The 26861-nt window shown below is 71.4% G+C and carries 31 protein-coding genes and 2 pseudogenes; 19 read left to right on the forward strand and 14 right to left on the reverse strand.

The annotated features are described in order from the left end of the window. Positions 1-78 precede the first annotated feature (78 nt). A complete protein-coding gene (locus G567_RS0113450) occupies positions 79-594 on the forward strand; it encodes a GtrA family protein (RefSeq protein WP_028930405.1) in 516 nt (171 codons plus the stop codon). Between the two features lie 14 nt (positions 595-608). Here the strand turns inward: G567_RS0113450 and G567_RS0113455 are convergent, their stop codons facing one another. Beyond that, positions 609-1880, reverse strand: coding sequence for an ATP-binding protein (locus tag G567_RS0113455; RefSeq protein WP_028930406.1), 1272 nt, complete (start codon positions 1878-1880; stop codon positions 609-611). A gap of 12 nt (positions 1881-1892) precedes the next feature. Beyond that, positions 1893-2549: a response regulator transcription factor gene (locus G567_RS0113460; RefSeq protein ID WP_028930407.1), complete on the reverse strand. Its 657-nt coding sequence runs from the start codon at positions 2547-2549 to the stop codon at positions 1893-1895. A gap of 67 nt (positions 2550-2616) precedes the next feature. On the opposite strand from G567_RS0113460, the gene G567_RS0113465 reads away from it, so the two are divergent. The 3 genes from G567_RS0113465 to G567_RS0113475 all read left to right on the forward strand — a co-directional run bounded on the left by G567_RS0113465 (position 2617) and on the right by G567_RS0113475 (position 4395). Next, complete coding sequence (locus tag G567_RS0113465; protein ID WP_037057110.1) at positions 2617-3408, forward strand: inositol monophosphatase family protein; 792 nt, start codon at positions 2617-2619, stop codon at positions 3406-3408. Positions 3409-3442: 34 nt separating this feature from the next. Continuing rightward, the gene (locus G567_RS0113470) at positions 3443-3865 is read left to right on the forward strand and encodes a GlcG/HbpS family heme-binding protein (protein ID WP_028930409.1); all 423 of its coding nucleotides are present in this window, start codon (positions 3443-3445) and stop codon (positions 3863-3865) included. A gap of 77 nt (positions 3866-3942) precedes the next feature. Beyond that, positions 3943-4395, forward strand: a complete 453-nt coding sequence (locus tag G567_RS0113475; protein WP_028930410.1) for a MaoC family dehydratase — start codon at positions 3943-3945, stop codon at positions 4393-4395. On the opposite strand, the gene G567_RS36660 is transcribed toward G567_RS0113475, so the two are convergent. From G567_RS36660 to G567_RS0113500, 5 genes and pseudogenes are all read right to left on the reverse strand, one after another. Then, the gene (locus tag G567_RS36660) at positions 4392-4514 is read right to left on the reverse strand and encodes a hypothetical protein (RefSeq protein WP_261763867.1); all 123 of its coding nucleotides are present in this window, start codon (positions 4512-4514) and stop codon (positions 4392-4394) included. The genes G567_RS0113475 and G567_RS36660 overlap by 4 nt on opposite strands. 65 nt (positions 4515-4579) lie before the next feature. Then, positions 4580-4951: pseudogene (locus G567_RS37190) on the reverse strand (Uma2 family endonuclease); the annotation flags it as partial. 62 nt (positions 4952-5013) lie between these two features. After that, positions 5014-5973: a hydroxymethylglutaryl-CoA lyase gene (locus G567_RS0113490; RefSeq protein ID WP_037057112.1), complete on the reverse strand. Its 960-nt coding sequence runs from the start codon at positions 5971-5973 to the stop codon at positions 5014-5016. Beyond that, complete coding sequence (locus G567_RS0113495; protein WP_028930413.1) at positions 5966-6451, reverse strand: PH domain-containing protein; 486 nt, start codon at positions 6449-6451, stop codon at positions 5966-5968. The genes G567_RS0113490 and G567_RS0113495 overlap by 8 nt, the downstream gene beginning before the upstream one ends. Positions 6452-6507: 56 nt before the next feature. Then, positions 6508-7338 (reverse strand): biotin--[acetyl-CoA-carboxylase] ligase, encoded by an 831-nt coding sequence (locus tag G567_RS0113500; RefSeq protein WP_028930414.1) that lies wholly within the window; start codon positions 7336-7338, stop codon positions 6508-6510. Positions 7339-7442: 104 nt separating this feature from the next. Between G567_RS0113500 and G567_RS0113505 the strand changes: the two genes are divergently transcribed. Together G567_RS0113505 and G567_RS0113510 are read left to right on the forward strand one after the other, a co-directional pair. After that, positions 7443-9083: an acyl-CoA carboxylase subunit beta gene (locus G567_RS0113505; RefSeq protein WP_028930415.1), complete on the forward strand. Its 1641-nt coding sequence runs from the start codon at positions 7443-7445 to the stop codon at positions 9081-9083. 66 nt (positions 9084-9149) lie between these two features. Further along, a complete protein-coding gene (locus tag G567_RS0113510) occupies positions 9150-9389 on the forward strand; it encodes an acyl-CoA carboxylase subunit epsilon (protein ID WP_051232978.1) in 240 nt (79 codons plus the stop codon). Between the two features lie 37 nt (positions 9390-9426). Here G567_RS0113510 and G567_RS0113515 read toward each other — a convergent pair whose 3' ends face one another. Genes G567_RS0113515 through G567_RS32090 form a run of 4 tightly spaced genes read right to left on the reverse strand, consistent with a single transcriptional unit; the run spans position 9427 to position 12742 of the window. After that, on the reverse strand, positions 9427-10002 hold the full coding sequence (locus G567_RS0113515; protein ID WP_245585647.1) for a GTP-binding protein: 576 nt from the start codon (positions 10000-10002) through the stop codon (positions 9427-9429). Next, positions 9992-10360 (reverse strand): DUF742 domain-containing protein, encoded by a 369-nt coding sequence (locus G567_RS0113520; protein ID WP_037057115.1) that lies wholly within the window; start codon positions 10358-10360, stop codon positions 9992-9994. The genes G567_RS0113515 and G567_RS0113520 overlap by 11 nt, the downstream gene beginning before the upstream one ends. Before the next feature lie 2 nt (positions 10361-10362). After that, positions 10363-10755 carry a roadblock/LC7 domain-containing protein gene (locus G567_RS0113525; protein ID WP_028930419.1) on the reverse strand — a complete coding sequence of 131 codons (393 nt, stop codon included), beginning with the start codon at positions 10753-10755 and terminating at the stop codon, positions 10363-10365. A gap of 58 nt (positions 10756-10813) precedes the next feature. Further along, the gene (locus tag G567_RS32090; RefSeq protein WP_051232979.1) at positions 10814-12742 is read right to left on the reverse strand and encodes a sensor histidine kinase; all 1929 of its coding nucleotides are present in this window, start codon (positions 12740-12742) and stop codon (positions 10814-10816) included. A 441-nt stretch (positions 12743-13183) separates the two neighbouring features. Here G567_RS32090 and G567_RS0113535 point away from each other — a divergent pair, with 441 nt between their 5' ends. The 11 genes and pseudogenes from G567_RS0113535 (at position 13184) to G567_RS28690 (ending at position 21971) form a co-directional block, all read left to right on the forward strand. Then, positions 13184-14920, forward strand: coding sequence for an enoyl-CoA hydratase-related protein (locus G567_RS0113535; RefSeq protein ID WP_028930420.1), 1737 nt, complete (start codon positions 13184-13186; stop codon positions 14918-14920). Between the two features lie 63 nt (positions 14921-14983). Beyond that, positions 14984-15622 (forward strand): Maf family protein, encoded by a 639-nt coding sequence (locus tag G567_RS0113540; RefSeq protein ID WP_028930421.1) that lies wholly within the window; start codon positions 14984-14986, stop codon positions 15620-15622. A gap of 42 nt (positions 15623-15664) precedes the next feature. After that, positions 15665-16555, forward strand: a complete 891-nt coding sequence (locus tag G567_RS0113545; protein ID WP_028930422.1) for a sulfurtransferase — start codon at positions 15665-15667, stop codon at positions 16553-16555. Beyond that, entirely contained in the window at positions 16552-17013 is a 462-nt protein-coding gene (locus G567_RS0113550) for a SufE family protein (protein WP_037057116.1), read from the forward strand. The genes G567_RS0113545 and G567_RS0113550 overlap by 4 nt, the downstream gene beginning before the upstream one ends. Before the next feature lie 106 nt (positions 17014-17119). Beyond that, on the forward strand, positions 17120-18013 hold the full coding sequence (locus tag G567_RS0113555) for a TIGR04222 domain-containing membrane protein (protein WP_084796123.1): 894 nt from the start codon (positions 17120-17122) through the stop codon (positions 18011-18013). Positions 18014-18121: 108 nt separating this feature from the next. Continuing rightward, positions 18122-18238, forward strand: a pseudogene (locus G567_RS37195) (DUF692 domain-containing protein); the annotation flags it as partial. 47 nt (positions 18239-18285) lie between these two features. Then, the gene (locus G567_RS36210) at positions 18286-18480 is read left to right on the forward strand and encodes a multinuclear nonheme iron-dependent oxidase (RefSeq protein ID WP_373865916.1); all 195 of its coding nucleotides are present in this window, start codon (positions 18286-18288) and stop codon (positions 18478-18480) included. 105 nt (positions 18481-18585) lie between these two features. Continuing rightward, entirely contained in the window at positions 18586-18831 is a 246-nt protein-coding gene (locus G567_RS34225) for a hypothetical protein (protein ID WP_147201198.1), read from the forward strand. A 63-nt stretch (positions 18832-18894) separates the two neighbouring features. Continuing rightward, on the forward strand, positions 18895-20664 hold the full coding sequence (locus tag G567_RS0113565) for an acetyl/propionyl/methylcrotonyl-CoA carboxylase subunit alpha (RefSeq protein WP_028930425.1): 1770 nt from the start codon (positions 18895-18897) through the stop codon (positions 20662-20664). A 59-nt stretch (positions 20665-20723) separates the two neighbouring features. Further along, the gene (locus tag G567_RS28685) at positions 20724-21272 is read left to right on the forward strand and encodes a GNAT family N-acetyltransferase (RefSeq protein ID WP_084796124.1); all 549 of its coding nucleotides are present in this window, start codon (positions 20724-20726) and stop codon (positions 21270-21272) included. Between the two features lie 228 nt (positions 21273-21500). After that, on the forward strand, positions 21501-21971 hold the full coding sequence (locus G567_RS28690) for a hypothetical protein (protein ID WP_037057117.1): 471 nt from the start codon (positions 21501-21503) through the stop codon (positions 21969-21971). Between the two features lie 71 nt (positions 21972-22042). On the opposite strand, the gene G567_RS0113580 is transcribed toward G567_RS28690, so the two are convergent. The 3 genes from G567_RS0113580 to G567_RS0113590 form a co-directional block, all read right to left on the reverse strand. Continuing rightward, positions 22043-23725: a glycerol-3-phosphate dehydrogenase/oxidase gene (locus G567_RS0113580; protein WP_037057163.1), complete on the reverse strand. Its 1683-nt coding sequence runs from the start codon at positions 23723-23725 to the stop codon at positions 22043-22045. Between the two features lie 74 nt (positions 23726-23799). Next, positions 23800-24150 carry a hypothetical protein gene (locus G567_RS0113585; RefSeq protein WP_028930427.1) on the reverse strand — a complete coding sequence of 117 codons (351 nt, stop codon included), beginning with the start codon at positions 24148-24150 and terminating at the stop codon, positions 23800-23802. Between the two features lie 78 nt (positions 24151-24228). Further along, positions 24229-25632 (reverse strand): NAD(P)H-quinone dehydrogenase, encoded by a 1404-nt coding sequence (locus G567_RS0113590; protein ID WP_028930428.1) that lies wholly within the window; start codon positions 25630-25632, stop codon positions 24229-24231. A 188-nt stretch (positions 25633-25820) separates the two neighbouring features. On the opposite strand from G567_RS0113590, the gene G567_RS35505 reads away from it, so the two are divergent. Continuing rightward, entirely contained in the window at positions 25821-26291 is a 471-nt protein-coding gene (locus tag G567_RS35505; protein WP_028930036.1) for a helix-turn-helix domain-containing protein, read from the forward strand. Positions 26292-26305: 14 nt separating this feature from the next. Further along, positions 26306-26861 (forward strand): IS630 family transposase (locus tag G567_RS34230; protein WP_245585628.1); only part of this gene is annotated, 556 nt, incomplete at its 3' end.

Consider the following 26861-nt stretch of genomic DNA (forward strand, 5'->3'; position numbering starts at 1 on the left):
GGCGGCGGCCGCGGATCCCGGCGCCCCGGGTACGGACCTGACGGCGCATCGATCAACCGATCTGGCACGATCGGCCGGGTGTCCGTGGTCGAGTCGGTGCTGGCGCTCATCCCACAGCCCTACCGTGGCGTCGCGATCAGGCACCGCGAGCTGGTGAAGTTCGCCCTGGTCGGCGGCACGACCTGGATGATCGACACGGCGGTGTTTCTGCTGCTCAAGAGCACGGTGCTGGAGCCCAAGCCGATCACCGCGAAGGTCCTCGCGGTGCTGATCGCGACCATCGTGTCCTATGTGCTCAATCGGGAGTGGTCGTTCCGCACCCGCGGCGGCCGCGAGCGCCATCACGAAGCCGCGCTGTTCTTCCTGATCAGCGGCATCGGCGTGGCGGTGTACACGGCGCCGTTGGCCATCTCCCGCTATGTGCTGGACCTCAAGGTGCCCGGCGTGAGTCTGGTCACCCAGGAGGTGGCCGACTTCATCAGCGGACAGATCCTCGGTGTCCTCGCCGGGATGGCGTTCCGCTGGTGGGCGTTCCGGCGCTTCGTGTTCCCCGACGAGGACGTCCGCCGCCAGGTCCCGGTGGGCGGTCCCTGACCGCTCAGCTCCGCTCAGCGGGGAGTGCCCGCCGGACGCGGAAGGCCGACCACATCCTCGGCGCGGGCGACCGGCACAAAGATCGTGAACGTCGGCGGGCGGGCCCTGGAGAGTTCGAGGCGGCCGCCGTCCGCCTCGACGAGGGCGCGGGCCAACGCCAGGCCCAGCCCGGTCGAGGAGCCCGCCGAGAAGCCCCGGTCGAACACATGCGGCACCAGCTCGTCGGCAACCCCCGGGCCCGCATCACTGACGTCGATGACCAGCGTGTTCTCCCCCGCCCGCGCGCTGATCGTGACCGTTCCCGCGCCGTACTGGGTCGCGTTGTCGACCAGCGCTCCGACGGCCTCGCGCAGGCGCGCCGGGGTCACCCGCGCCAGCAGCCCGTCGGGCACCCGCAGCTTGATCGAGCGGCCCGCGGCCCGCAACGCCGGTCGCCACTCGTCGGCCACCGAGCTCAGCGCCGTCCGCAGGTCCATCGGCTCCGCACCCGCCGCCCTGGCCAGCCGCGCCGCCTCCAGCAGTTCGTCGAGCACCCCCGACAGCCGCTCGGTCTGCTCCAGCGCGGCCAGCGCCTCCTTGCGGGCGCTGGGATCGGGGTGGGTGCCCAGCTCGTCGAGCCGCAACTGCAGCGCGGTGAGCCTGCTGCGCAGCTGATGCGACACATCGCCGACCAGTGCGCGCTCGCGCTGCACCAGCTCGGCCAGCGCGGCGGCCGACGTGTCGAGGACATCGGAGACGCGGTCGAGTTCGGGGATGCCGTGCCGCAGCGGCACCGAGCGGAAGTCACCGCCGCCGAGCCTGGCCGCCCGGTCGGCCACGGCGAGCAGCGGGGTGGCCAGCCTGCGTGCCGTCACCGTCGCAACGATCGCCCCGGTGCCGACCGAGAGCACCACCAGCAGCACCACGATCACCGTGACCTGCACCTGCTCGGTCCGCATCACCGAACGCGGCTCGGCGAGCATCAGCGAACCACCGTGGCCGAGCGGTAGGGTCTCGGCCACCGGGTTCGCGCCGGCGTCGGCGCCGATGACCTGGGTAGGCCGTCCCGGCAGGGTCACGGTGAGCTGCCCGCCCGCGGGGATGGCGAGCCCGATCGCGGCCTTGTCGATCTCGTCGGGCGCCGCGGTGTCGCCCAGCCGGGCGGCGACCTGCTCCAGCCGCGACGTCAGCTCGGTGCGGGTGATGTCCTCCACCAGCTGCCAGGTCGTGATCGCCAGCGGGCCGCCGAGCACCAGCGCGGTGATGGCCACCACGAAGAGCGTCGACTGCAGGATTCGGCGGCGCATCGGCGTCCGGGATCAGTCGTGGTTGAACCGAAAGCCGACGCCCCGGACCGTCGCGATCCGGCGCTCACCCCCGATCTTGCGGCGCAACCAGGACATATGCATGTCCAGCGTCTTGGAGGTCTTGAGATCCGGGTCGTTCCACACCTCGCGCAGGATCTCCTCGCGGGTGACGACCTGCCCGGCGCGCAGCAGCAGCACCCGCAGCAGCTCGAACTCCTTGTTCGCCAGCGCCACCTCGGAGCCGTCGACGAGCACCCGGCGCCCGGACAGCTCCATCCGCACCCCGCCGACCTCGACGGTCTCCGGGGTGAGCCTGCGCAGCAGCGCGCGAACCCGGGCGAGCAGCTCGGCGAGCCGGAACGGCTTGCCGACGTAGTCGTCCGCGCCGGCGTCCAGGCCCACGACGAAGTCGACCTCGTCGGTACGGGCGGTGAGCATGAGCACGGGAAGGTCGGGAAAGCCCGGGCGCAACCGCCGGCACACCTCGAGCCCGTCCATTCCGGGCAGCCCGAGATCCAGGACGAGCAGGTCGATGTCGCCATTGCAGACCCGGTCGAGGACGGCGACGCCGTCCGCCGCGACGTCCACCCGGTATCCCTCGCGTTGCAGGGCTCGCGACAGCGGCTCGGCGATCGCGCCGTCGTCCTCGGCGAGCAGGACGGTGGTCACATCAGCAGCTTAGGCCGCGAAACGCGCACGGAGACCACGATGGGGGGCGATCGCGGGGGTGCCTGGCATGCTCGTGACCGTGGACGCCGATCTCTCCCTCGCGCTGCGGCTGGCCGATATCGCCGATGCGACCACCCTGCCCCGGTTTCGCGCAACCGACCTGCGGGTGACGCGCAAACCCGACCGCACCCCGGTCACCGACGCCGACACCGCCACCGAGGACGCGCTGCGCGCGGAGCTCGCGACACGGCGTCCCGGCGACGGGGTGCTGGGCGAAGAACGCGGCGGTGACGTGCCCGAGAGCGGCCGAGGCTGGCTGCTCGACCCGATCGACGGCACGAAGAACTTCTCCCGCGGGCTGCCCGTCTGGGCCTCGCTCATCGCGCTGACGATGCACGGAAAGCCGGTGATCGGGGTGGCCAGCGCGCCGGGGCTGGGTCGCCGCTGGTGGGCCTCGGCGGGTGCCGGCGCGTGGACGACCGATACGCCCGGGGCCGAACCGCGCCGGCTCGCGGTGTCGGGCGTCGCCGAGCTGGGCGACGTCTACGTCTCCACGACCGACCCCGACGTCTTCCGCAAGCACGGCACGTTCGACAGCTGGCTGGCCCTCACCGACCGGTGCTGGGAGACCCGCGCGTTCGGCGACTTCTGGCAGCACTGCCTGGTGGCCGAGGGCCTCCTCGACCTGGCCGTCGAGCCCGAGGCCAGCAGCTGGGACCTGGCGGCCCTGCAGGTGATCATCGAGGAGGCTGGCGGGCGGTTCTCCGACCTGACCGGGGCCGCGACCTTCGCCGGCGGCGATGCGATGTCGTCGAACGGGCTGGTGCACGATGCCGCGCTGAGCTGTTTCGGACCATGATGGCCCCGGCCGGACATCGACGAGAGGGAGCATCGTGACCGACACCGTGTCCCAGCCCACCATCAGCACCGACGCCGCGCACCGCCTCATCGCCGCAGCCGAGGCCAAGGCCGCCGAGATCGGCGTGCCGATGTGCATCGCGGTCTGCGACGCCGGCGGCAATCTCAAGGTGTTCTCCCGGATGGACGGGGCGCCGCTGCTGTCCACCCAGGTCGCGCAGGACAAGGCCTACACCGCCGCCGGGTTCGGGATGCCGACCGACGGCTGGCACGACTTCATCAAGGACGATGCCCCGCTGGCTGCCGGGGCGGTCGCCGGCATCCAGCGGCTGATCATCTTCGGCGGCGGCTACCCGATCAAGGTCGACGAGTCGGTGGTCGGCGGGATCGGCGTCAGCGGCGGCCACTACACCCAGGACCAGGAGGTCGCCAAGGCCGGGCTGGCCGCCCTCGGCTGATCCGGTCCGGGCACAGCAGACCGGCTGCGGCCCCGAGGCGGCGGCGCACGGCGCGTCGGGTCCCATAGGGTCGCGGCATGCCCGAGCTCGCCTTCGAGGATTTCACCCCGGGTCGCGTCTTCGACCTCGGCACGATCACCATCGACCGCGGCGAGATGATCGCGTTCGCGCGGCGCTTCGACCCGCAGCCGTTCCACCTCGACGAACAGGCTGGCAAGGAGTCGATCTTCGGGCAGCTGGCCGCGTCCGGCTGGTACACCTCGGGGCTGTGGATGCGGGCCTACGTCGACCACGTGCTCAGCAGGGCGGCCGCGCTCGGCTCCCCGGGCGGGGAGGAGATCTCGTGGCCCGCGCCGGTGTTCGCGGGCGACGTGCTGACCGCGAGCCTGGAGATCCTGGCGGCCCGTCGCTCGCGCAGCCGCCCCGAGCTGGGGCTGGTCAAGCTGGGCGCTCGGCTGCACCGCGAGGAGACGGTGGTCTACCGCGCCACGTTCACCGGGATGTTCGGCGTGCGCGGAGACGCGGTCTAGCCTTCGGCCACCAGGTCGGCGACGTCGATCCGCAGCTCGAACGGCGTGGGCGCGCGCAGCTCACCGGACACCGCGAGGCATTCGACGTGGCCCTCACCGGGGGCGCCGGGGCCGAACACGGTGATCGTCGGCGCCGGCGGGTCGACGTCGACGACCCAGTAGTGCGGGATACGGCCTCGGCATATTCGAAGGGCTTGAGGTGCAGGTCGACGTTGCGCGAACCCGGCGAGATGATCTCGACGGCCAGCAGGACGTCGGCCGCGACGAGCCGATCCTCGTCGCTCGCGGCCCGGGTGACGACGAGATCGGGCGACCGGACGATGGCCGGGTCCTCGGTCCGGACGATCACGTCCACCTCGAGCAGCACCAGCAGCCCAGGTGGGAGCTGCCGGTGAATCTGCATACCGAGTCTGAAAAGCGCGTTCTGGTGACGCGGACGTGGATGCGGCGCCATCACGAGCACCCCCTCCTGCAACTCGAACCGGGCCGAGTCGTCCTCCGGGAGCGCGAGGTACTCGTCGAGCGTCATCGACGAGCGGCGCAGCGGCATGGCCATGGGCGGGTCCCTCCCCTCGGGTGTGCAGCAGTGTGCCGAGTGCCACCGACAGTCTGACGGGCTCAGCCGTTCAGCGCGCGCACCACGCGCGACGGGGAGGGGCGTCCCAGCTTCCCGGCCATCCAGGCGCTGGTCGCCACCAGCGCCTCCAGGTCGGCGCCGTGCGCGATGCCCAGCCCGTCGAGCATCCAGACCAGGTCCTCGGTGGCGAGGTTGCCGGTGGCCGAGGCGGCGTAGGGGCAGCCGCCGAGGCCGCCCGCGCTGGCGTCGACCGTGGTGACGCCGCAGCGCAGCGCGGCGAGAGTGTTGGCCAGCGCCTGGCCGTAGGTGTCGTGGAAGTGGACGGCGAGCGCGTCCGTGCCGATCCCGGCGGCCACGCAGGCGTCGATCACGGCCTCGGCGTGCCCCGGCGTGCCCGTTCCGACGGTGTCGCCGAGGGAAAGCTGCCAGCAGCCCATCTCGACCAGCCGCTTGCCCACGGCGGCCACCTGCGCGGGGGGAACCGCGCCCTCCCACGGGTCACCGAAGGCCATCGACACGTAGGCGCGCACCCGCAGCCCCTCGCCGCGCGCCCGCTTCACGACCGGGGCGAACATGGTGAACTGCTCATCGAGGGTGCGGTTGAGGTTCTTGCGCGCGAACGTCTCGGTGGCGCTGGCGAAGATCGCGATATGCCGCACGCCCGCGTCGAGCGCCCGGTCGAGGCCACGTTCGTTGGGCACGAGCACCGGATAGTCGATCCCGTCGCGCCGGTCGAGCCGTTCCAGCAGGTCGGCGGCGTCCGCGAGCTGGGGGACCCACTTCGGATGCACGAAGCTGGTCGCCTCCAGCGTGGCGAGCCCCGCATCGGCGAGCCGGTCGAGGAACTCCGCCTTGACCTCGACGGGAACCACCGTCTTCTCGTTCTGCAGCCCGTCGCGGGCGCCGACCTCGTAGACGGTGATCCGGTCGGGGAGCCCGTCGGTCGGCACGTGCATCGGAAGCTGCCGGATTCCGGTCTGCTCAGTGGTTGTCTCAGGCATCGTCGGCCACCTCGTGATAAAGCGTCGCATGCACCTTCTCGACGTCCGGCACGTCGTCGAACTCCAACGGTTCGTCGGACGCCGACTCGATGACCAGCGTGCCGCATCGCAGCAGCCGTTCGACGAGGGTGTGACGGAACTGGACGCTGTTGATCCGGCTCATCGGGATGTCGATGCCCTGCCGGGACAGCACCCCCTCGCGCACCAGCACGCGATGCGTCGTGACCACGAAATGCGTGGTCCGCCAGCGGACGAACGGCACGACGGTGAGCCAGCCGACGATCAGCATCCCGACCGCGGCGAGCGCGATCCATGCGACCCGGCCCCAGTTCTGGTTGCGGACCAGTGCGGCGAGATAGCCCCCCGCGCCGACCGTGACCAGGAACACCAGCACCGGCACCACCAACATCTTCCAGTGCGGATGTTCGTGCAGCACGACCCGCTCGCCATCGACGAGCAGACCGTCCGGGTAGGCCATCACGCCAATGTAGCGGGTCGATCATGCAGTTCTTGATCACTGCGGGCGGGACGGGCTCATCCGCTCGCCGGTCGCAGATGCACCACGTCGCCCGCGGCCACCGGCCTGCGCGCGCCATCCGGGCCGAGCAGCAACAGCCGGCCGTGGCTGTCGATGTCCTCAGCCATCCCCACCAGCGACTCACCACCGGGCAGCTCCACCCGGACCTGCATACCGAGACTGATGCACGCGGCCCGATAGTCGGCGTGCAGCCCCGTCGCCTCGGCGTCGCCACCGGACTCGCGCCAGCGGGCCTCGCGGTCGGCGAGCCGGGTGAGCAGGGCGATGAGCAGATCGGTGCGATCGACGTCGGTCGCCCCCTCCTCGGCGAGCGACGTCGCACCCTCGGGAAGCCGCGCGCGGCGGGCCCCGACGTTGAGCCCGATACCCAGGACCACCCCGGGGCCACCGCCGGTCACCGCCGTCATCTCGGCCAGAACGCCGGCGGCCTTGCGCTGGTCGGGGCCGAGCAGCAGGTCGTTGGGCCATTTGAGGCCGGCCGGGGCGGGGCAGAACTCCCGCACGGTGTCGAGCAGCGCGAGCCCGCCCAGCATCGGCAGCCAGCCCAACCGGTCGGCCGGGACGCGGGTGGGGCGCCACAGCACGCTGACGGTGATCCCCGATCCCGCGGGAGACTCCCAGGTCCGGGTGAGCCTGCCGCGCCCGGCGACCTGGTGTTCGGCGGCCAGCGCCGAGCGGTCCGGCGCCCCCGCGGCGGCCGCGGCCAGCAGATCGGCGTTGGTCGACCCGGTCTGCTCGACAAGGTCCAGACTCGCCCACGGCCCGACCGGGGCGAGCAGCGTCGAGCGCAGCCGATCGGCGTCGAGGGGGGAGGCGTGCGAGCTCACGGGGCGTGACGGTAACGGCTCGGTGACCGGCGCGCCCGGCCGGGCACGTGACCGCCCTCCCATGCCCGTCACACGCGCGTTACGGCGGGTTAGGCTTCCCCTTCATGAGCGCCGCGACCGAGCCGATGGGGCCCGCGGGGGATCACCCCGTCGAGCCCGACATCCACACCACCGCCGGCAAGCTGGCCGACCTCTACCGGCGCTATGACGAGGCGGTGCACGCCGGTTCGGCGGTGGCGGTCGAGCGGCAGCACGCCAAGGGCCGCCAGACCGCACGGGAGCGGATCGACCAACTGCTCGACCCGGGCTCGTTCGTCGAGCTCGACGCGCTGATGCGGCACCGCTCGACGAACTTCGGGATGCAGGACAAGCGTCCCTTCGGCGACGGTGTGGTCACCGGCACCGGCACCATCGACGGCCGCCCGGTCGCGGTGTTCAGCCAGGACGCCACGGTCTTCGGCGGCTCGCTGGGCGAGGTCTACGGCGAGAAGATCGTCAAGGTCATGGACTATGCGGCCAAGATCGGTTGCCCGGTCATCGGGATCAACGACGGCGGCGGCGCGCGGATCCAGGAGGGGGTCGTCGCCCTCGGCCTCTACGGCGAGATCTTCATGCGCAACGTGCGCAGCTCCGGGGTGGTCCCGCAGATCTCGCTGATCATGGGCCCCTGCGCGGGCGGCGCGGTGTACTCCCCCGCGCTCACCGACTTCACGGTGATGGTCGACGAGACCAGCCACATGTTCATCACCGGCCCGGACGTGATCAAGACCGTCACCGGTGAGGACGTCGAGATGGAGGAGCTCGGCGGCGGACGGTCGCACAACACGAAATCCGGTGTCGCGCATTACCTCGGCAGCGACGAGGAGGATGCGATCTCCTACGTCAAGGAGCTGCTGAGCTTCCTGCCGTCCAACAACCTGTCCGAGCCCCCGTCGTTCCCGGCACCGGAGCCGTCCTCCGGGTCGATCGCCGACGACATCACCGACAGCGACCGGGAGCTCGACGCGATCATCCCGGACTCGCCGAACACCCCGTACGACATCCGAGAGGTGATCAACCGGGTGGTCGACGAGGGTGAGTTCCTCGAGGTCCACGAGCTGTTCGCGCCGAACATCGTGGTGGGCTTCGGGCGGATCGAGGGCCGCAGCATCGGGGTCGTGGCCAACCAGCCCACCCAGTTCGCGGGCTGCCTGGACATCGATGCCTCGGAGAAGGCCTCGCGCTTCGTCCGCACCTGCGACGCGTTCAACATCCCGGTCGTGACGTTCGTCGACGTCCCGGGCTTCCTGCCGGGCACCGAGCAGGAGTGGGACGGGATCATCCGCCGCGGCGCGAAGCTGATCTACGCCTACGCCGAGGCGACGGTCCCGAAGCTCACGGTGATCACCCGCAAGGCATACGGCGGCGCCTACGACGTCATGGGCTCCAAGCACCTGGGTGCCGACCTCAACATCGCCTGGCCGTCCGCGCAGATCGCGGTGACCGGCGCGTCCGGTGCGGTGGGCATCCTCTACCGCAAGGAGCTCGCCGGCCTTTCGGGCGACGAGCTCGCCGAGCGCCGCGCGCAGCTGCAGCAGGAGTACGAGGACACCCTCTGCAACCCCTACCTCGCCGCCGACCGCGGCTATATCGACGCGGTCGTCGCCCCCGCACACACCCGCGGCCACCTGGGGCGGGCGCTGCGGATGCTGGCGACCAAGCGCGAGGCCGCACCCGCGCGCAAGCACGGCAACATCCCCCTGTGAGTGCGTAACAGTGTCCTAACACTGTTACGCACTCACGGTCCCGATTGAGCTGCGGAAAGGCCGAGCGTGAACCAGGACGTAGAGCAGCAGACCCCGGAGGAGCGCCGCGCGCTGTTCCGGATCGTCCGCGGCGAGCCGATCGACGAGGAGGTGGCCGCACTGACCGTGGTGCTCGCCGCGGCGGCCGCGGCCCCCCAGGTCACCCCGGCGCCGAAGCGCGACCTGTGGTCCGACCCGGCCCGGCGGCTGCGTACCCCGCTGTACCCGGGCCCCGGCGCCTGGCGCACGGCGGTGCTGCCGCGCTGAGCGGACATCGGCGCTGAGCGCGGCAGCCCGCCGGTCGTCAGCTCGCGGCGGCCGTCGTGCGCGCCAGCGCGTGCTCCACCAGCGTGATGAGCGTGGTGAGCCCCGAGTCGGCTCGTCGCGCGTCCATCCGCACGAGCGGGCAGTCGGGCGGGAGGGCGAGCGCGTCGCGGATGGTGGCGTCGTCGTAGGCGTCAGTGCCGGGGAACTCGTTGACCGCCACGACGAACGGGAGCCGCCGGTTCTCGAAGTAGTCGATCGCCGGGAAGCAGTCGTCGATGCGGCGCAGGTCCACGAGCACCACCGCCCCGACGCAGCCGCGGGCGAGCTCGTCCCACATGAACCAGAAGCGCGACTGCCCCGGGGTCCCGAAAAGGTAGAGGATCAACGAGTCGTCGACCGTGATGCGGCCGAAGTCCATCGCCACGGTGGTCGTCTGCTTGTCCGGCACCACAGCGGCGTCGTCGACCCCGATCGAGGCGGCGGTCATGGCCTGCTCGGTCAGGAGCGGAGGGATCTCCGACATCGACCGCACAAGGGTCGTCTTCCCCACCCCGAAACCGCCTGCCACCAGCACCTTCAGCGGAATCAGCGTCGTGTCCTGCTCAGCGCGCACGCAACCCCTCCAACAGTCGCTCCAGCACCTCGACGCTGGGTCCACCGTCCGAGCCCGCGGACGGCGGCAGGTGGATGTCCAGGTACCCGGCGTCGGCGAGATCACCGACGAGCACCCGGGCCACTCCCACCGGCACCCCGAGGGTCGCGCCGATCTCGACGATGGAGATCGGGGCGACCGCCAGTTCGACGATCGTGCGGTACTCCAGTTGCAGCTCGGTGGGACGTCCGCCGGCCGCCGTCACGGTGACGAGCGCCTCCACCGGCATGTCCCGGCCCGTCGATCGGGTCCGGCCACCCGTCACCGCGTAAACGGGGACGACGCGGCCTGCCTCGCGACCGGGTTCCTGGGCGGTCATCGCTAGTCCCCGGCGGCGCTGCGCGGCGCCGGGGTCAGGGCGTGACCGACGCGGTTGGCCAGCATCGTCATCTCGTAGCCGACCAGCCCGATATCGCAGCTGCGGTCGGCGTAGACGGCGAGCGTGGCACCCTGACTGACCGCCGTCACGAACAGGTAGCCGCCGGCCATCTCCAGGATCGTCTGCGTCACCGCCCCCGCGTTCAGCAGGTGTGCGGTCCCTCGCGCGAGGCTGACCAGGCCGGATGCCGCCGCAGACAGCTGGTCGCCGAGGGCGACAGCCACCCCCGGGGAGGTGGCGAGGCGGAGCCCGTCACCGGACACCACCACCGCGTGCACCACTCCCGGGACATCGCGGGCGAACTCCACCAGCAGCCAGTCCAACCGTCCCGCCATGCCGGTCACGGTGTCTCCTCGACAGCAGTTCCGCACCAGCTCACGTGTGCACCTCTCCTCAACCGGACTGTCCTTCGGCCTCGCCCTCCACGGCCGCCCGCGCGGCCTGCCGGCTCGCCTGGTAGCGGGACAACGCCTTGGCGGCTTCGGGACTCGGCGCGGCGACCTTGGCCGCCTCCGGCTCGGGCTGGCGCAGCTCGGGGGCCAGATGTGACTGCGGGACCCGGCGGCGCAACCCGCCCGGAGCAGCGGGCACGGACACCGACGGACGCGGCGAGGGTGTCTCCTCGGACCGTGGCTGCGGGACCGTCTGCGGGCTCGGCCGCGGTGCCGGCGTGGGGCGCGCCGGCGTCCGCCGCCGCAGCGCCTTCGCGGGCGTCGACACGGCGGCGGCCTCCGACCGATCACCCGGGGCCCCCCCGCCGGCCGCGGCCGGTTCGTCCGGGCTCCACCACCCCGTCCACCCGTCGCCCGGGCCGAAGCCCGGGCCGTCCGCGGCCGGACCCACCGGCTGCGGGGGCACCCAGGTCTCGTCTCGGCCCGGGCCTGCCGCGGTGGTGGTGGCCACGGCGGCCGCGCTCGCCGCCCGCGTCGGCTCCATCTGCGGGTACGTACCGGGCAGGGAGGCATGGGCGCCTCGGCCGAGCGGAGCCGCCGGCGTCCCGGCCGCCGGGGCCGGCCCGGCCCGCAGCGGCTGTCCCCCGGCCGTGGCCTGACCTGAGATGAACATCGTGCTCGGCAGGACGACGACCGCGGTGATCCCCGCCCCCGGCGTTGCGCTGAGCGAGACCTCGATGCCGTGCCGCACGGCCAGACGGGCGACGACGTGGAACCCCAGTCGCTGCGAGACCGAGAGATCCACCTCGGGGGGCGAGGCCAGCATCGCGTTGGCCGCGGCCATCTCGTCCTCGGGCATGCCGACGCCCCAGTCCTCGACGGTCAGCAGCTGCCCGCCCTCGTCCCGTGGGTTGGGCCGGGTGCGGATCGTGACCGAGGTCTCGGGCGGGGAGAACCGGACCGCGTTCTCGGTCAGCTCGGCGAGCAGATGGGTGAGGTCGGCGACGGTGTGCCCGGCGACGGCCGCCTGGTCGTCCACGACGAACACGACGCGGTCGAGGTCCTCGGTCTCCGCGATCGCGGCGCGCACCACGTCGCGCAGCGAAACCGGCGCGGACCAGGTACGCGGGGGTTGTTCGCCGGCCAGCACGAGCAGGTTCTCGGCGTTGCGGCGAACCCGGGTGGCCAGGTGATCGAGCCGGAACAGCTCCGCCAGCGCGTCGGGGTCCTGCTCCTTCTCCTCGAGCTGGTTGATGATGTCCAGCTGCCGATGAAGCATGGACTGGTTGCGCCGCGCGAGGTTGACCAGCAGGTCGGAGGCGAACTTGCGCCGTCCGATCTCCGCGTCCGCGGTGATCAGTTGGCGGCCCAACTCCTCCTTCTCGGTCTGCTCGTCCTCGGTGATCTTCCAGAAGATCACCACGCCGGCACAGGCGATGAGCACCGCGATGCCATGGATGAACGACCACAGCCACGGGTTCGCCAGCGCGGCCGGGTGGTTGAAGATCAACGCACCGAATCCGATCACGCCGATCGCATGGCTGAGCGTGGTGAACACGGCGTTCCACAGGAACGGAACCCAGTCCTGGTAGAGCGCGATGAACCCGATGATGATGAAGAAGTGGAAGTGCGCCTCGATCGTGCCGCGGGTGAGCAGCACCAGCCCCAATGAGCAGGAGACGAACCCGCCGGTGATGAAGAACGACGCGAGCCGCCGGTGGCTGAACAGATGTCCGAGGACGAGCCCGACGATCGGAGCGATCAACGCGGCACCGACCGCCATGATCGACCAGTCGAGGTAGAACCCGATCGCCGCGATCACCGGCACATGCATGAGCAGGACCCATTGCAGCAGGCGGTGCCGCCGTTGCCACGCCTTGGCGTCCAACGTGTTGCCGCGCGGCAGGTACTCGAGCAGCTTCCTGATCACCCGGCCACCACCCTCTCCTCAAGGCGCTCGGAGCGACACGACCCCCGGTTCATCGCGAGGAAGATACAAGGCGTCGATGAGGTGGCCACCCCCTGGGATGACATTCCGTACTCGATGGAGTGACACACAGCCACTGGGCGCACATAAGCGCCCGCTCACCGAAATTCGACCGGGCGAACACGACCCCGTTACGTTCGCCGCACGCCACCGTTCGATCAGCGCTCCGATGCTCCCATCAGGCAACTCATCCACACCGCGGCAATGGTCCATCCTGCGGAACTCCCCGATCTTGCTCCGTTCGGCGTAGGAGCCTGCGGTGATCGTCTCAACTCCAGGCGCGAAACCGCGATGTAACGTCGTGCGCGTCCGAACCGCTCCCCAGCCTGCGCGACGACGCCCTGCCTGGATGCGCACTGCACGGCACACGAATCCGGAGACGTCGTGAGGATCCTGCTGCTCTGCTCTGCTTTCAACGGCCTCAGCCAGCGAGCCTGGACCGAGCTGCGCGCCGCGGGGCACGACGTCTCCGTGCAGGTCGCCGCCGATCCGGATGTCGTCGTCCGGGCGGTCGCGGAACGGGATCCCGACCTCGTCCTCTGCCCGTTCCTGCGCGAGCGGGTTCCCGACGAGGTCTGGCAGAAGCGCCGGACGATCATCATCCACCCCGGGCCCATGGGCGATCGGGGACCGTCCTCGCTGGACTGGGCGATCACCGAGGCCGCGCCGGTATGGGGGGTCACGGCCCTGCAGGCGATCGAGGAGATGGACGCGGGACCCATCTGGGGGACGCGCACCTTCCCGATGCCCGCCGACCCGGCACGCAAGAGCACGCTCTACAACGCCGCGGTGGCCGACGCCGCGATCAGCCTCGTCCACGAGGTGGTCGCCAAGGCCTCGGATCCGGCGTTCGAACCCATGCCACTGGACTACGGCCGCCCGGACGTGATCGGCCGGCTGCGCCCGACCATGAAGCAGGCCGACCGCGCCTTCTCCTGGTCCGACTCGACCGAACACATCCTGCGCCGGATCCGGGCTGCCGATGGCGCGCCCGGGGTGCGGACGACACTCGCCGGCATCCCGGTGGCGGTGTTCGACGCGCATCCCGGATCCGCCCCGTCCGGCGAACCTGGCAGCATCGCACTGCGCCGGCACGGCGCGGTGCTCGTCCGCACCGGCGACGGCGCGGTATGGGTGGGACACGCCAAGCGCCTCACGCCCGACGCACGCCCTGCGGTCAAGCTGCCCGCCGCCGTGGCGCTCGGCAGGGCGGTGACCTGGGTCCCGGAGGCGCTCGAGCCGCTGGAGACCGTCCGCGAGTCCGACCGGCACCGCGAGATCAGCTACCGGCGGGTCGGCGACGTCGGGGTCCTGCACTTCGACTTCTACAACGGCGCGATGTCGACGGCGCAGTGCCACCGGCTGGCCGCGGCGCTGCGCTACGCGACGGTGCAGGACACGAAGGTGCTGGTCTTCCAGGGCGGTGAGGTCTTCTCCAACGGCGTGCACCTCAACGTGATCGAGGCCCATACCGACCCGATGGCGGAGGCCTGGCGGAACATCAACGCGATCAACGACGTCTGCCGCGAGATCATCACCTGCACCAGCCAGCTGGTGATCTCCGCAGTGGGCGGCGGCGCAGGCGCGGGCGGTGTGATGCTCGCGCTCGGCGCCGACCGCGTCCTGCTGCGGTCCGGCGTGGTGCTCAACCCGCACTACCAGACCATGGGCCTCTACGGCTCGGAGTACTGGACCTATGTGCTGCCCCGGCGGGTGGGCGAGGAGGTGGCCGAGCGGCTGACCACCGAATGCGATCCGGTCGGTGCCGCCGAGGCGGCCCGGATCGGGCTCGCCGACGCGGTGCTCGCCGGTGCCCCCACCGAGTTCCCCGACGCCGTGCTCGAGTATGCGGCCACGCTGGCCGCGGACCCCGGGTACGAGCGGATGCTCGCCGCCAAGCGCACCGGCCGGGAGGACGACGAGCGGCACCGGCCGTTGGAGACCTACCGGATCCGGGAGCTCGCCGAGATGAGCCGGGACATCTTCGACGACCGCAGCGGCTTCGCCGCGGCCCGGCACGCCTTCGTCACCAAGCAGAAGCCGGCCGCGACCGGCGAGGTGACGGTGCCGGGCCCGCGACAGCCGGCGGTCGCGCAGGAGGCGGAATCCGCAGCTGGCTAACCCCTGTGAGTGCGTAACAGTGCTGGAACACTGTTACGCGCTCACAGGTCGTAAGGTCGTCGCGTGCGCGTCGTCCTCGCCTCCGCCTCACCCGCCCGGCTCGCCGTGCTGCGCGCCGCGGGCCTCGACCCCCTCGTCGAACGCTCGGATGTCGACGAGGATGCGCTGCTCGCGACCATGCCCGAGGCGACCACGGGCGAGCTGGTCACCATGCTCGCCGGGGCGAAGGCGACCACGGTGGCCCGGCAGATCGCCGGCGACCACCCCGACGCCCTCGTCATCGGCTGCGACTCGATGCTGCACATCGACGGCACGAGCGTCGGCAAGCCCGCCGACGCCGCGGAGGCGCGCCAGCGCTGGAAGGCGATGGCGGGTAGGACCGGCGAGCTCGTCACCGGGCACGCCGTGCTGCGGCTCGCCGAGGGTGAGATCGACCGGGTTGCCGAGGGACACGCGACGACGACCGTCCGTTTCGGTGAGCCCACCGATGCCGAGCTCACGGCCTATCTCGCCACCGGAGAGCCGCTGGCCGTCGCGGGCGCCTTCACCCTCGACGGGCTCGGCGGCTGGTTCGTCGAGGGTATCCATGGCGACCCGTCGAACGTCATCGGCATCAGCCTGCCGCTGGTCCGTCGCCTGCTCGCCGGAGTCGGGGTCAGTCCCGTGCAGCTGTGGGCTCGCGAGCCCCAACGGACGGGGTGAGGATCGGCGCGCCATGGGCTCGCGGCGACTACGCTTGAGGTCATGGCCGTGCCCTACGACACCGATCCGAAGCTCGCCGAGTACGCCCACCCCGAGCGCCTCGTCAGCACCGAGTGGCTCGCGCAGAATCTCGGAACCGACGGGCTCGTCGTCGCGGAGTCGGACGAGGACGTTCTGCTCTATGACACCGGACATATCCCGGGAGCGGTGAAGGTCGACTGGCACACCGAGCTGAACGACCCGGTGACCCGCGACTACGTCGACGGCGCCCGGTTCGCCGAGATCTGCGCCGAACGGGGCATCTCCCGGGACACCACCGTGGTCTTCTACGGCGACAAGAACAACTGGTGGGCCGCCTACGCGCTGTGGGTGTTCAGTCTGTTCGATCACCCCGACGTCCGGTTGCTCGACGGCGGCCGGGCCAAGTGGACCGCCGAGGGCCGCGAGATGACCACCGAGGTGCCCAAGCCGGAGCGCGTCGACTACCCGGTGGTCGAGCGCGACGACCGCACCATCCGGGCCTTCCGGGACGACGTGCTCACGCACCTGGGCAAGCCGCTGGTCGACGTCCGCTCGCCCGGCGAGTACACCGGCGAGCTGCTGCACATGCCCGACTATCCGCAGGAGGGCGCCGTCCGCGGCGGGCACATCCCCGGGGCGGCCAGCGTGCCGTGGGCCCGCGCGGCGGCCGAGGATGCGACGTTCAAGTCCCGTGCCGAGCTGGAGGCGATTTACCGGCAGGAACAGGGCCTCGCACCGACTGACGACGTGGTGGCGTACTGCCGGATCGGTGAGCGCTCCAGCCACACCTGGTTCGTGCTGTCCCACCTGCTGGGCTTCTCGAAGGTCCGCAACTACGACGGCAGCTGGACCGAGTGGGGCAACACGGTGCGGGTCCCGATCGCCACCGGACCGGAGCGCGGACAGGTATGAGCACCCAGGAACGGCGGACGCTGCCGCCTCGGCTGGCCGAGCTGGTCGAGGACTTCACCGACGTCGGTCCCTCCGACCGGCTGCAGTTGCTGCTCGAGCTGTCGCAGGAGCTACCGGGACTCCCGGCCCGGTTCGCCGACGCCGCGGACACGATGGAGCAGGTGCACGAGTGCCAGTCTCCGCTGTTCCTGGCGGTGGAGGTCGACCCCGGCGAGGACGCGGCCGAGCGGGGTGTGCACCTGTTCTTCTCGGCACCGCCGGAGGCCCCGACGACACGCGGGTTCGCGGCGATCATGCACACCGGCCTCGACGGGGAGTCCGCGGCCGACGTCCTGGCCGTCCCCAACGACTTCTACACCGCACTGGGGCTGAGCCAGGCCGTGAGCCCGCTGCGGCTGCGCGGGATGGCGGCGATCCTGGCACGCATCAAGAACCAGGTCCGCGTCGCCACGGCCTGACCGTGCGGCCGCCCAAACCTCAAGTCCTCGTCAAGAACGTTCCCTTCGTCGTATACGGCTGAGCACACTCTGACCCGTCTCATGAGGACGGCTCTGGAGGTGGTCAGTGAGCTCACCCGTGGCGACGAGCGACACCTGGGGCATCAGCGGCACCACGTTCCTGTTGGCCTATCCCGTCATCGCGGTCGCGGTCTGGGGGGCCGCGGCGCGGGCCCGGCGGGCGATCACCGAACGCCGCTCCGACCGGCCGGTGCCCGACCTGACCAGCCGCCCACACGAGGTGGCCTATCTCAACGACGGCGCCGACCTCGCGGTCTACTCGGCACTGAGCTCGATGCACCGCAGCGGCACGATCGTCACCGCGGGCCGCGGAAACGTGCAGGCCAGTAGCCGAATTCCGGCGCCCGGGGACGAGCTGGAGCGGGCCATCCACCTCACCGCCGCGGTCCCCATGCCGCGACACCGGCTGCGCTTCCACCGTCCGGTGGCGGGCGCGCTGGCCGAGATCGAACGCGGGCTCGTCGACGCGGGCCTGCTGCTGACGGCCGATGAGCGGCGCTCGATCCGCCGGCTGGGCTTCTGGATGCTGGCCGTCGCGGGGCTCGGCCTGGTCCGGCTGCTCGCCGGGGTGGCGAACGCGCGCCCGGTCGGGCTGCTTCTCGTCGCGCTGCTGGCCGTGACGGTGGTCGCGGTCGTCCACCTGAGCCGCGCACCGCGGCGCAGCAAGCTCGGCGACCGCACGCTGGCACAGTTGCGCCGCGAGCACCACAGCCTGGCCCCGGCCATGAAGCCGGACTGGACCGCCTATGGCGCCACCAGCGCCGCGCTCGCGGTCGGGGTGTTCGGAATGAGCGCGCTGTGGGCCTCCGACCCGGCGTTCGCCGATGAGCTGGCCGCGCAGAAGGCCGCGGCAACCAGCGGGGGCGGGAGCGGGATCGTCAGCAGCTGCAGCGGCGATGGCGGCGGAGGAGGTGGCTGCGGTGGCGGGTGCGACGGCTGAACCGCCCCACTCCCCGACGATCCCGGGGCGCCGCGGGCACCACCACCGCTCGGTATCGGCATCGGCTGGCGACCCGAGATCTCCGGTGTCATCGCCGAGCTGCCGGATGTGCGATTCTGCGAGATCATCGCCGAATCGTCCGCTCCCGCAGTTCCGCCTCGAGGGGTGGCGGAGCTGCGGGAGCGGGGCATCCCGGTGGTTCCGCACGGGGTCCGGCTCTTCCTCGGCGGCGCCGATCAGATCGAGGCCGAACGGGTCGGCCATCTCGCCGCGTGCACCGAGGCCCGAGGACGAGTACACCGAACCGGAGTTCGTTCGTCACCGAGTTGCTGGAGCGCACCGACGCACTGCTGTTGTTCGACGTCGCCAACGTCTACGCCAACGCACGCAATCGGGGCACCGACCCGGTCGCGGTACTCGACGCGCTGCCCCTGGGGTGCTCCGCGCCGCCCGCGACGTGCACGTAGGCCAGCCGGACCGCGACGTTCGCCGGACACCTCGGTGGGCGGCCACCAGCCGGCGCGCTGGGCGCCGGCTGGGACCTCGCCCGCGCCCCGCGCGAGCGGGGTGAGTTGAGCCACACCGCTGCCGAGGAACTCGCCGCCCGCGAGGTGTGCTGGTACGACGACGGCCGGAGCCTGCGCCAGCGTCGGCTGCCCGCGGCACGTCGCGGTGGGGTCGCGGTGTTCCTGCAACTCGGTGGCCGGACGCTGCGGCTGGCCCTGCCCGGCAGGTGGCCACCCGATCGGGGGTGTGTACCGAAAGCGTCGGATACGCCACATCTGCTCGCCTGCGGTGTACCAGGTGTGAACTTCTAGACTCCGCGGTAATCCTGTGTGCCGGCGGAATCGGGCCCGGCCCAGCATCATGAGGAGGCCGAAGTGCCGAAGCTGCGCAAAGTTCTCGTCGCCAACCGGGGTGAGATCGCCGTCCGGGTGATCCGCGCCGCGAAGGACGCCGGGCTTGGCAGCGTCGCAGTCTACGCCGATCCGGACCGGGATGCGCCGTTCGTCCGACTCGCCGACGATGCCTTCGCCCTCGGCGGCAGCACCGCCGCCGAGTCCTACCTCGACTTCGACAAGGTCATCGGCGCCGCCCGGCGGGCCGGTGCCGACGCGATCCATCCCGGCTACGGCTTCCTGGCCGAGAACGCCGACTTCGCCCAGGCGGTGATCGACGCCGGTTTCATCTGGATCGGCCCGACCCCGCAGGCCATCAGCGACCTCGGCGACAAGGTCACCGCGCGGCATATCGCGATGCGCGCGGGCGCCCCGCTGGTGCCAGGGACGAAGGATCCGGTCAGCTCGGCCGACGAGGTCGTCGCGTTCGCTGAGGAGCACGGGCTCCCGATCGCCATCAAGGCGGCGTTCGGCGGTGGCGGGCGCGGCATGAAGGTCGCGCGGGAGCTCACCGAGATCGCCGAGCTCTACGAGTCGGCGGTCCGCGAGGCCACCGCGGCATTCGGCCGCGGCGAGTGTTTCGTCGAGCGCTACCTCGACAAGCCGCGGCACGTCGAGGCCCAGGTGCTCGCCGACACCCACGGCAACGTCATCGTCGTCGGCACCCGCGACTGCTCGCTGCAGCGCCGGTTCCAGAAGCTCGTCGAGGAGGCACCCGCGCCGTTCCTGTCCGACGCGCAGCGCAAGACCATCCACGACGCGTCCAAGGCCATCTGCAAGGAGGCCGGCTATCACGGCGCGGGCACCGTGGAGTTCCTCGTCGGGCAGGACGGGCTGATCTCCTTCCTCGAGGTGAACACCCGGCTGCAGGTCGAACACCCGGTCTCGGAGGAGACCTCGGGGCTCGACCTGGTTCGCGAGCAGTTCCGCATCGCCGAGGGTGAGCCGCTGAACCTGCTCTCCGACCCGGAGCCGCGCGGACATTCGATCGAGTTCCGGATCAACGGCGAGGACGCCGGGCGCAACTTCCTGCCCGCCCCGGGCACCGTCACCGCGATCACCTTTCCGGGTGGCCCAGGGGTGCGCGTCGACGCCGGTGTGCAGGCCGGGTCGGTGATCGGTGGCCAGTTCGACTCGCTGCTGGCCAAGCTGATCGTCACCGGCTCGGACCGGGCACAGGCGCTGGAGCGCTCGCGCCGGGCGCTGGCCGAGTTCCAGGTCGAGGGGATGGTGACGGTGCTGCCGTTCCATCGCATCGTCGTCGACGATCCTGCGTTTGCCGCGGAGCGCGAAGCGGACTTCGCGGTGCACACCCGCTGGATCGAGACCGAGTGGAACAACACCGTCGCCCCGTTCGAGGGCGAGGCGGCCGGCACCGAGGCCGAATCCCCGCGGCAGACCGTCGTCGTCGAGGTGGGGGGACGCAGGCTGGAGGTCTCGCTGCCCGGCGACCTTGCGCTCGGCGGCGCGGCCGCATCCGGCGCCAAGGCGGCTCAGCCGCGCAAGCGGGCCGGTAAGAGCGGCGGCGCGAAGGTCTCCGGCGACACCGTGACCGCCCCGATGCAGGGCACGATCATCAAGGTGGCGGTGTCCGACGGTGACGCCGTGTCCGCCGGTGATCTCATCGTCGTCCTGGAGGCGATGAAGATGGAGAACCCGGTCACCGCGCACAAGGACGGCACGGTCACCGGGATGTCCGCCGAGGCCGGCAGCTCGGTGTCCCAGGGCACCGTGATCTGCGAGATCAAGTGACCCGGTGAGTGCGTAACAGTGTTCTAACACTGTTACGCACTCACCGGCGCGAAGCGCACATGGAACCTGTCGAGATCAACGCCGGGACCTGCTATCTGCGCGCGTTGCGCGCCGACGGCCGCATCGACGACCGGCCCGCCGTGCTCGCCGCCGCGCTCGATCCCGAGATCAACCGCTGGCGGCGCGGCCCGGAACCGACCCTCGACGCCGCGGGCGAGCTCGTCACCGAACGGGCGGCCGCCTGGGCCGCCGGTCGCGCCTGCTCGTGGGCGGTCTGCGAGCCGACGACCGGCGAGATGCTCGGCGAGGTTGTCCTCGCCGACCTCGATCCGGTCACCGGCACCGCAGACCTCACCTGGTGGGCGCTACCGGCCGGCCGCGACCGCGGCATGATCACCGCGGCGGTGTCGGCCGCGCTGCGGTTCGGGTTCGGCGGTCTCGGGCTGTACCGCGTCGGCCACGCCTGGGCCGAGGGAGACGCCGCCGCCGCCCGCGTCGCAGGGAACTGCGGGTTCATGGTCGAGGGCAGGCAACGATCGGCGTGGGTGGTCGACGGCCGCCGCGTGGACGTCGTCATCGCGGGCCGGCTGGCGAGCGACGGGGATTGACAGTCAACTTGTTCGGTGCCTAACGTCATCTCGCCAGGTTCTTCCACGCCGAACCGCGCAGTGCTGAACAAGTGCATAGCGGAGAGGCAGAGATACACCCGTGTGATCATCCACGGGGCCCGGTTGATTCCGCCACGCGGAACGAGACCGCGCCGCGGATCCGTTCGCCACGCAGGCCAAGCCGCGCCGCGAACACGTCCACCGTCACCACGGACCCAAGGATCCGTCATGCCCCTCGACAACGTGTACGTGACGAGTCACATTCACGTCGACGGGCCGATTCCCGGCCCACATTCCCTGCTCAGCCTGACCTCGGTCGCGCACACCGCGGACGGAGTCCCGATCACCACGTTCACGACGAACCCGCGTGAACTGCCCGGTGCCACGCTCCACCCGGTCGCGCTGAAGTCCTGGCGCCACCGGGCGGAGGACTGGCTCACCACCCACCGGGCGTCCCGTCCACCCGCCATCGCGATGACCGCCTACAGCCGCTGGGTCGAACAGCTCCCGGGGCGTCCGGTGTTCGTCGCCGACTCCGAAGCGCACGACTACTTGTTCCTCTACTGGTATCTCCAGCGCTTCACCGGGCGCTGGCCCTTCGCCAGGACCAGCACCAACGCCGCCGTACGGGAACAGCTCCCGAACGTGCCGGTGTGCACGCTCATCAGCTGCCGGGAGCCACTCGCGCAGACCAGCTGACGACCGCGACGACGCCCCGGCGAACCGGACTGCAGCCGGTTCGCCGGGGTTTTCGTCTTCCCGGCCGCAAGTCAGGCCGTGCGCTCGAGGATGAGCGGCCGCGCGTCCGGGGCGGCGATCCGCCTGGCGTCGGCGGCATCGTCATCGGGCAGCGTCTGGGACTCCCGTTCGGCGTCCACCCGCGCGGTGTAGATCGACACCTCGCGGTCGATCGTCGCGGCGTCCCAGCCCAGCACCGACGCCATCAGCTCGGCCACATGTCGCGCGCACGCCACCCCGCGGTGGGCGTACTCGATCGAGATCCGGGTGCGTCGGGTGAGCACGTCCTCCAGATGCAGCGCACCCTCGTGGGTGGTCGCATGCACCGCCTCGACCCGCAGGTAGTCCTCCGCGTGCGGGATCGGCGCGAGCAGCTCGCGGCGGCCGTCGGCCACCTCGAGCACGTGCTCGAGCAGCGATCCGTAACGGTCGAGCAGATGCCGGATCCGGTAGGGGTGCAGCCCGTATCGCGCGCCGATCTGCTCGGTCTGGTTGACCAGCGCGTGGTAGCCGTCGGCGCCGAGCAGCGGCACCTGCTCGGTGGTCGACGGCGCGGCCCTGGCCGGGATGTCGACAGCAGCGGCGTCGACGGCGTCGGCGGCCATCACCCGATACGTCGTGTACTTGCCGCCCGCGATCGCCACGAGACCCGGCGCGACGCGGGCGACGGCGTGCTCCCGCGACAGCTTCGACGTCGCCTCGTCCTCACCGGCCAGCAGCGGGCGCAGCCCGGCGTAGACGCCCTCGATGTCGTCCTGGGTCAGCGGCGTGGCCAGCACCCGGTTGACGTGGTCGAGGACGTAGCCGATGTCGGCCCGGGTGGCGGCCGGGTGGGCCAGGTCGAGGTCCCAGTCGGTGTCGGTCGTACCGACGATCCAATGGTTGCTGCGCCAGGGGATGACGAACAGCACCGACTGCTCGGTGCGCAGGATCAGCCCGGAGTCGGCCACGATCCGGTCGCGCGGAACGACGAGATGCACGCCCTTGGAGGCACGCACCCGGAACCGGCCGCGGCAGCCGGACAGCTTCTGGATCTCGTCGGTCCACACCCCGCTCGCGTTGATGACGACATGCGCCGCGACGTCGGTCTCCTCGCCCGTCTCGCTGTCGCGCACCCGTACGCCACACACCCGGTCGGCCTCCCGCAGGAACCCGACGACCTGGGTCGATGCCCGCACGACCGCGCCGTAGTGCGCCGCGGTACGCGCGACGGTCAGCGTGTGCCGCGCGTCGTCGGTCTGGGCGTCCCAGTACTGCATGCCACCGACCAGCGCGTCGTGCCGAAGCGCCGGGACAAGCCGCAGCGCGCCCGCCCGGGTCAGCTGCCGGTGCCGGGGCAGCGAACGCGCGCCGCCCATCGTGTCGTAGAGCGTCAGCCCGGCCGTGACGTAGGGCCGTTCCCAGAGCCGGTGGGTCAGCGGGTAGAGGAAGCTCACCGGCTTGACCAGATGCGGGGCCAGCCGCGTCAACATCAGCTCGCGTTCCCGAAGTGCCTCGCGGACCAGCGAGATCTCCAGCTGCTCGAGGTAGCGCAACCCGCCGTGAACGAGCTTCGAGCTGCGGCTGGACGTGCCACTCGCCAGATCGCGGGCCTCGACCATGGCGACCCGCAGCCCGCGGGTGGCCGCATCGAGCGCCGCCCCGCTGCCGACGACCCCGCCGCCGATGATCACGACGTCGAACTGCTCGGCGCCCAGCTGCTGCCAGGCGCGCATGCGCTCCACCGGTCCCAGCCGCCCCAACACCTGGCCAAGCCTAACGGCGGGGAGGGCGGATCCGCTGCCGGTGATCAAACGGTCGGCGTCGGACGCCGCACGATGGCGCCCGCGACCCCCGCGATCAGGGTGAGCGTGGCGAACAGTATCGGCAGCCAGCCCAGCCCGCTCAAGACCAACCCGAGCCCGGCCGAGACCGCACCGACCGCGAGCCCGGCGCGCGCCACGGCCGGGCCGCGCAGGCCGCGGGTCACCAACCGCGCGGCACCGGCGGTGAGCGCGATGGTCAGCACCACGGCCAGCGGCGCGAGCACCGCGGCCGGCGGCAGCACGAGAAACAGGGCGTCGTCGGCGAACTGCGCGCCGACTCCCGCGAGCAACACCGGAAGGAGGGGAAACCTGCTGGTGTCCCGAACGATGGTCATGCTTCGAGCATCGCCGCGGCGGGCCGGGCCAGGATCGGGGATCGCCCGGAGCCGACCCTGGTTCTGCGCCGTGCTCAGTCAGTCCAGATCGTCGGGCCGCATGAGCTGGCGCCCGGCCTCGGTGATCGACCCGGACAGCGACGGGTACACCGAGAAGGTGTGGGCCAGATCGTCGACGGCGAGGCCGTTCTGCACCGCCACCGCGATCGGCAGGATCAGCTCGCCGGCCACCGGGGCGACCACCACACCACCGATCACCACGCCCGTCGTCGGCTGGCAGAACAGCTTGACGAAACCGCGGCGCAGCCCGCGCATCTTCGCCCGCGGGTTGGTCACCAGCGGCAGCATGACCGTGCGGGCCGCGACCTCGCCGGCGTCGATGGCGCGCTGGCTGACCCCGACGGTGGCGATCTCGGGGCGGGTGAACACGTTCGCCGCGACGGTCCGCAGCCGCAGCGGGGTGACCCCGGCGCCGAGCGCGTGCCACATCGCGATCCGGCCCTGCATCGCCGCGACCGACGCGAGCATGAGGACCCCGGTGCAGTCCCCCGCCGCGTACACCCCCGGGACCGAGGTCCGCGACACCCGGTCGACGGTGATGAACCCGCCGCTGTCGGTCGCGATGCCGATCTTCTCGCATCCGAGGTCGGTGGTGTTGGGCACCGAGCCGACCGTCATCAGGGCGTGCGAGCCGCGAACCGTCCGCCCGTCGACCAGCGTCACCAGCACGCCATCGCCGTCCCGGACGACCGAGGCCGCACGAGCCTTGGACAGCAGGTTGACCCCGCGCTCGGTGAACACGTCCTGCAGCACGGCGGCCGCATCGGCGTCCTCACCCGGCAGCACCCGGTCGCGGCTGGAGACCAACGTCACCTGGCAGCCGAGCTCGACGTAGGCGGAGACGAACTCCGCTCCGGTCACCCCGGACCCGATGACGATCAGGTGCTCGGGCAGCTCGGGCAGGTCGTAGAGCTGGCGCCAGGTGAGGATGCGCTCGCCGTCGGGCCGGGCGGCGTCGAGGATCCGCGGCGTCGCGCCGGTGGCGACCAGCACGACGTCGGCAAGCAGGTCCTCGCGCTCCCCGCTCGCGTGCCGGGCCTCGACGACGTGCGGCGCGTCCGACGAGGGCTGCCCGCTGAACGCCGCGGTGCCCGCGACGATCCGGACGCCCTCGCGCTCGACCCTCGCACGCACGTCGGCGGACTGGGCCAGCGCGAGGCCCTTGACCCGGCCGTGCACCTTCGGCAGGTCGATCGCCGCGGTGTTCCGGTCGAGCAGCACGCCCAGGTCCTCGGCGCGGTGCAGGTCGACGCGGACGCCCGCGGTGGAGATGAAGGTCTTGGACGGGACGCAGTCGTCGAGGACGCAGGCACCGCCCATCCCGTCGGGCTCGACGACGGTCACATCGCTGCCGTGCTGGGCCGCGACCAGGGCCGCCTCGTACCCCGCGGGGCCACCACCCATGATCACGATCCGGGTCACGCGTCAGTCCCTCCGGTTCATGCGGTGCATGCCGGAAACCGTACGTTGCCGGTTCCCCGGGACCCCGAGCGAGGTCCGCCGTTCGGGCCCGCTGCGACGCTACTAGTAGACCGTCGCTGCTAAAAATTGTCTCATCTGGGGTATCGGTTCTCGGCAGTTCGCGTCTCCCGCTGAGAGGATGGCCCACGATGCCTCGCCCGAAGGTATTCCCCGTCGGCTTGTCGGCCGCCGATCGCGAGTTCCTGGTCAAGCTGACCACGACCGGCGCCCACCCGGCGCGGATGATCATGCGGGCACGGGTGTTGCTGGAGTTGGACGAGAACGCCGGCCCGGTGCCCGATCGGGCGGTGATCGCGGAGCGGGTCGCGACCTCGACGAACACGGTGCGCGTGGTCGCGAAGCGGTTCGCCGAGACCGGGGGCGACACACCGGCCACGATCGGCCGCAAACCGCGTGAGACACCGCCGGTGGCGCCGATCGTGACCGGGGAGGTCGAGGCCCGGCTGATCACGCTGGCCCGCTCGACCCCACCCAAAGGCTATTCCCGCTGGTCACTGCGGCTGCTGGAGCGGCACGTCGCCCTGTCGGAGGATCTGCCCGACCTGGACCACTCCACCATCGGCCGGGTGTTAAAAAAACGAAACTGCGTCCTCATCTGAACAAGTGCTGGGCCATCCCGCCGAAGGCCAACGCCGAGTTCGCCGCGCGGATGGAGGACGTGCTGGCCGTCCACGCCCGCCCCCATGATCCCCGCCGGCCGGTGGTGTGCATGGACGAGAAGCCCTACCGACTCCTGGCCGCCGCCCGCGACCCGATCCCCGCCGCCCCCGGGCACGACCGTCGAGAAGATTCCGAGTACGTCCGCCACGGCACCTGCTCGATCTTCGTCTGGGTCGAACCCCTGCGCGGCCGGCGCCGCGTCGACGCCCGACCGCAGCGAACCAAGACCGACTGGGCCCGCCAGGTGCACCACCTGCTCACCCACGACTACCCCGACGCCGAGACCGTCGTGCTGGTCATGGACAACCTCAACACCCACACCATCGGCTCGCTCTACGAGACCTTCGACCCCGCCACCGCCTTCGACCTGGCACAACGACTGGAGATCCATCACACCCCCCGACACGGCTCCTGGCTCAACATCGCCGAGATCGAACTCTCGGCGCTGACCGGCCAGTGCCTGCACCGGCGCATCACCGACCTCGACACCCTCAACATCGAACTCGCCG

The sequence above is a fragment of the Pseudonocardia asaccharolytica DSM 44247 = NBRC 16224 genome, assembly GCF_000423625.1.
In the GTDB taxonomy this organism is placed as follows: Bacteria; Actinomycetota; Actinomycetes; order Mycobacteriales; family Pseudonocardiaceae; genus Pseudonocardia; species Pseudonocardia asaccharolytica.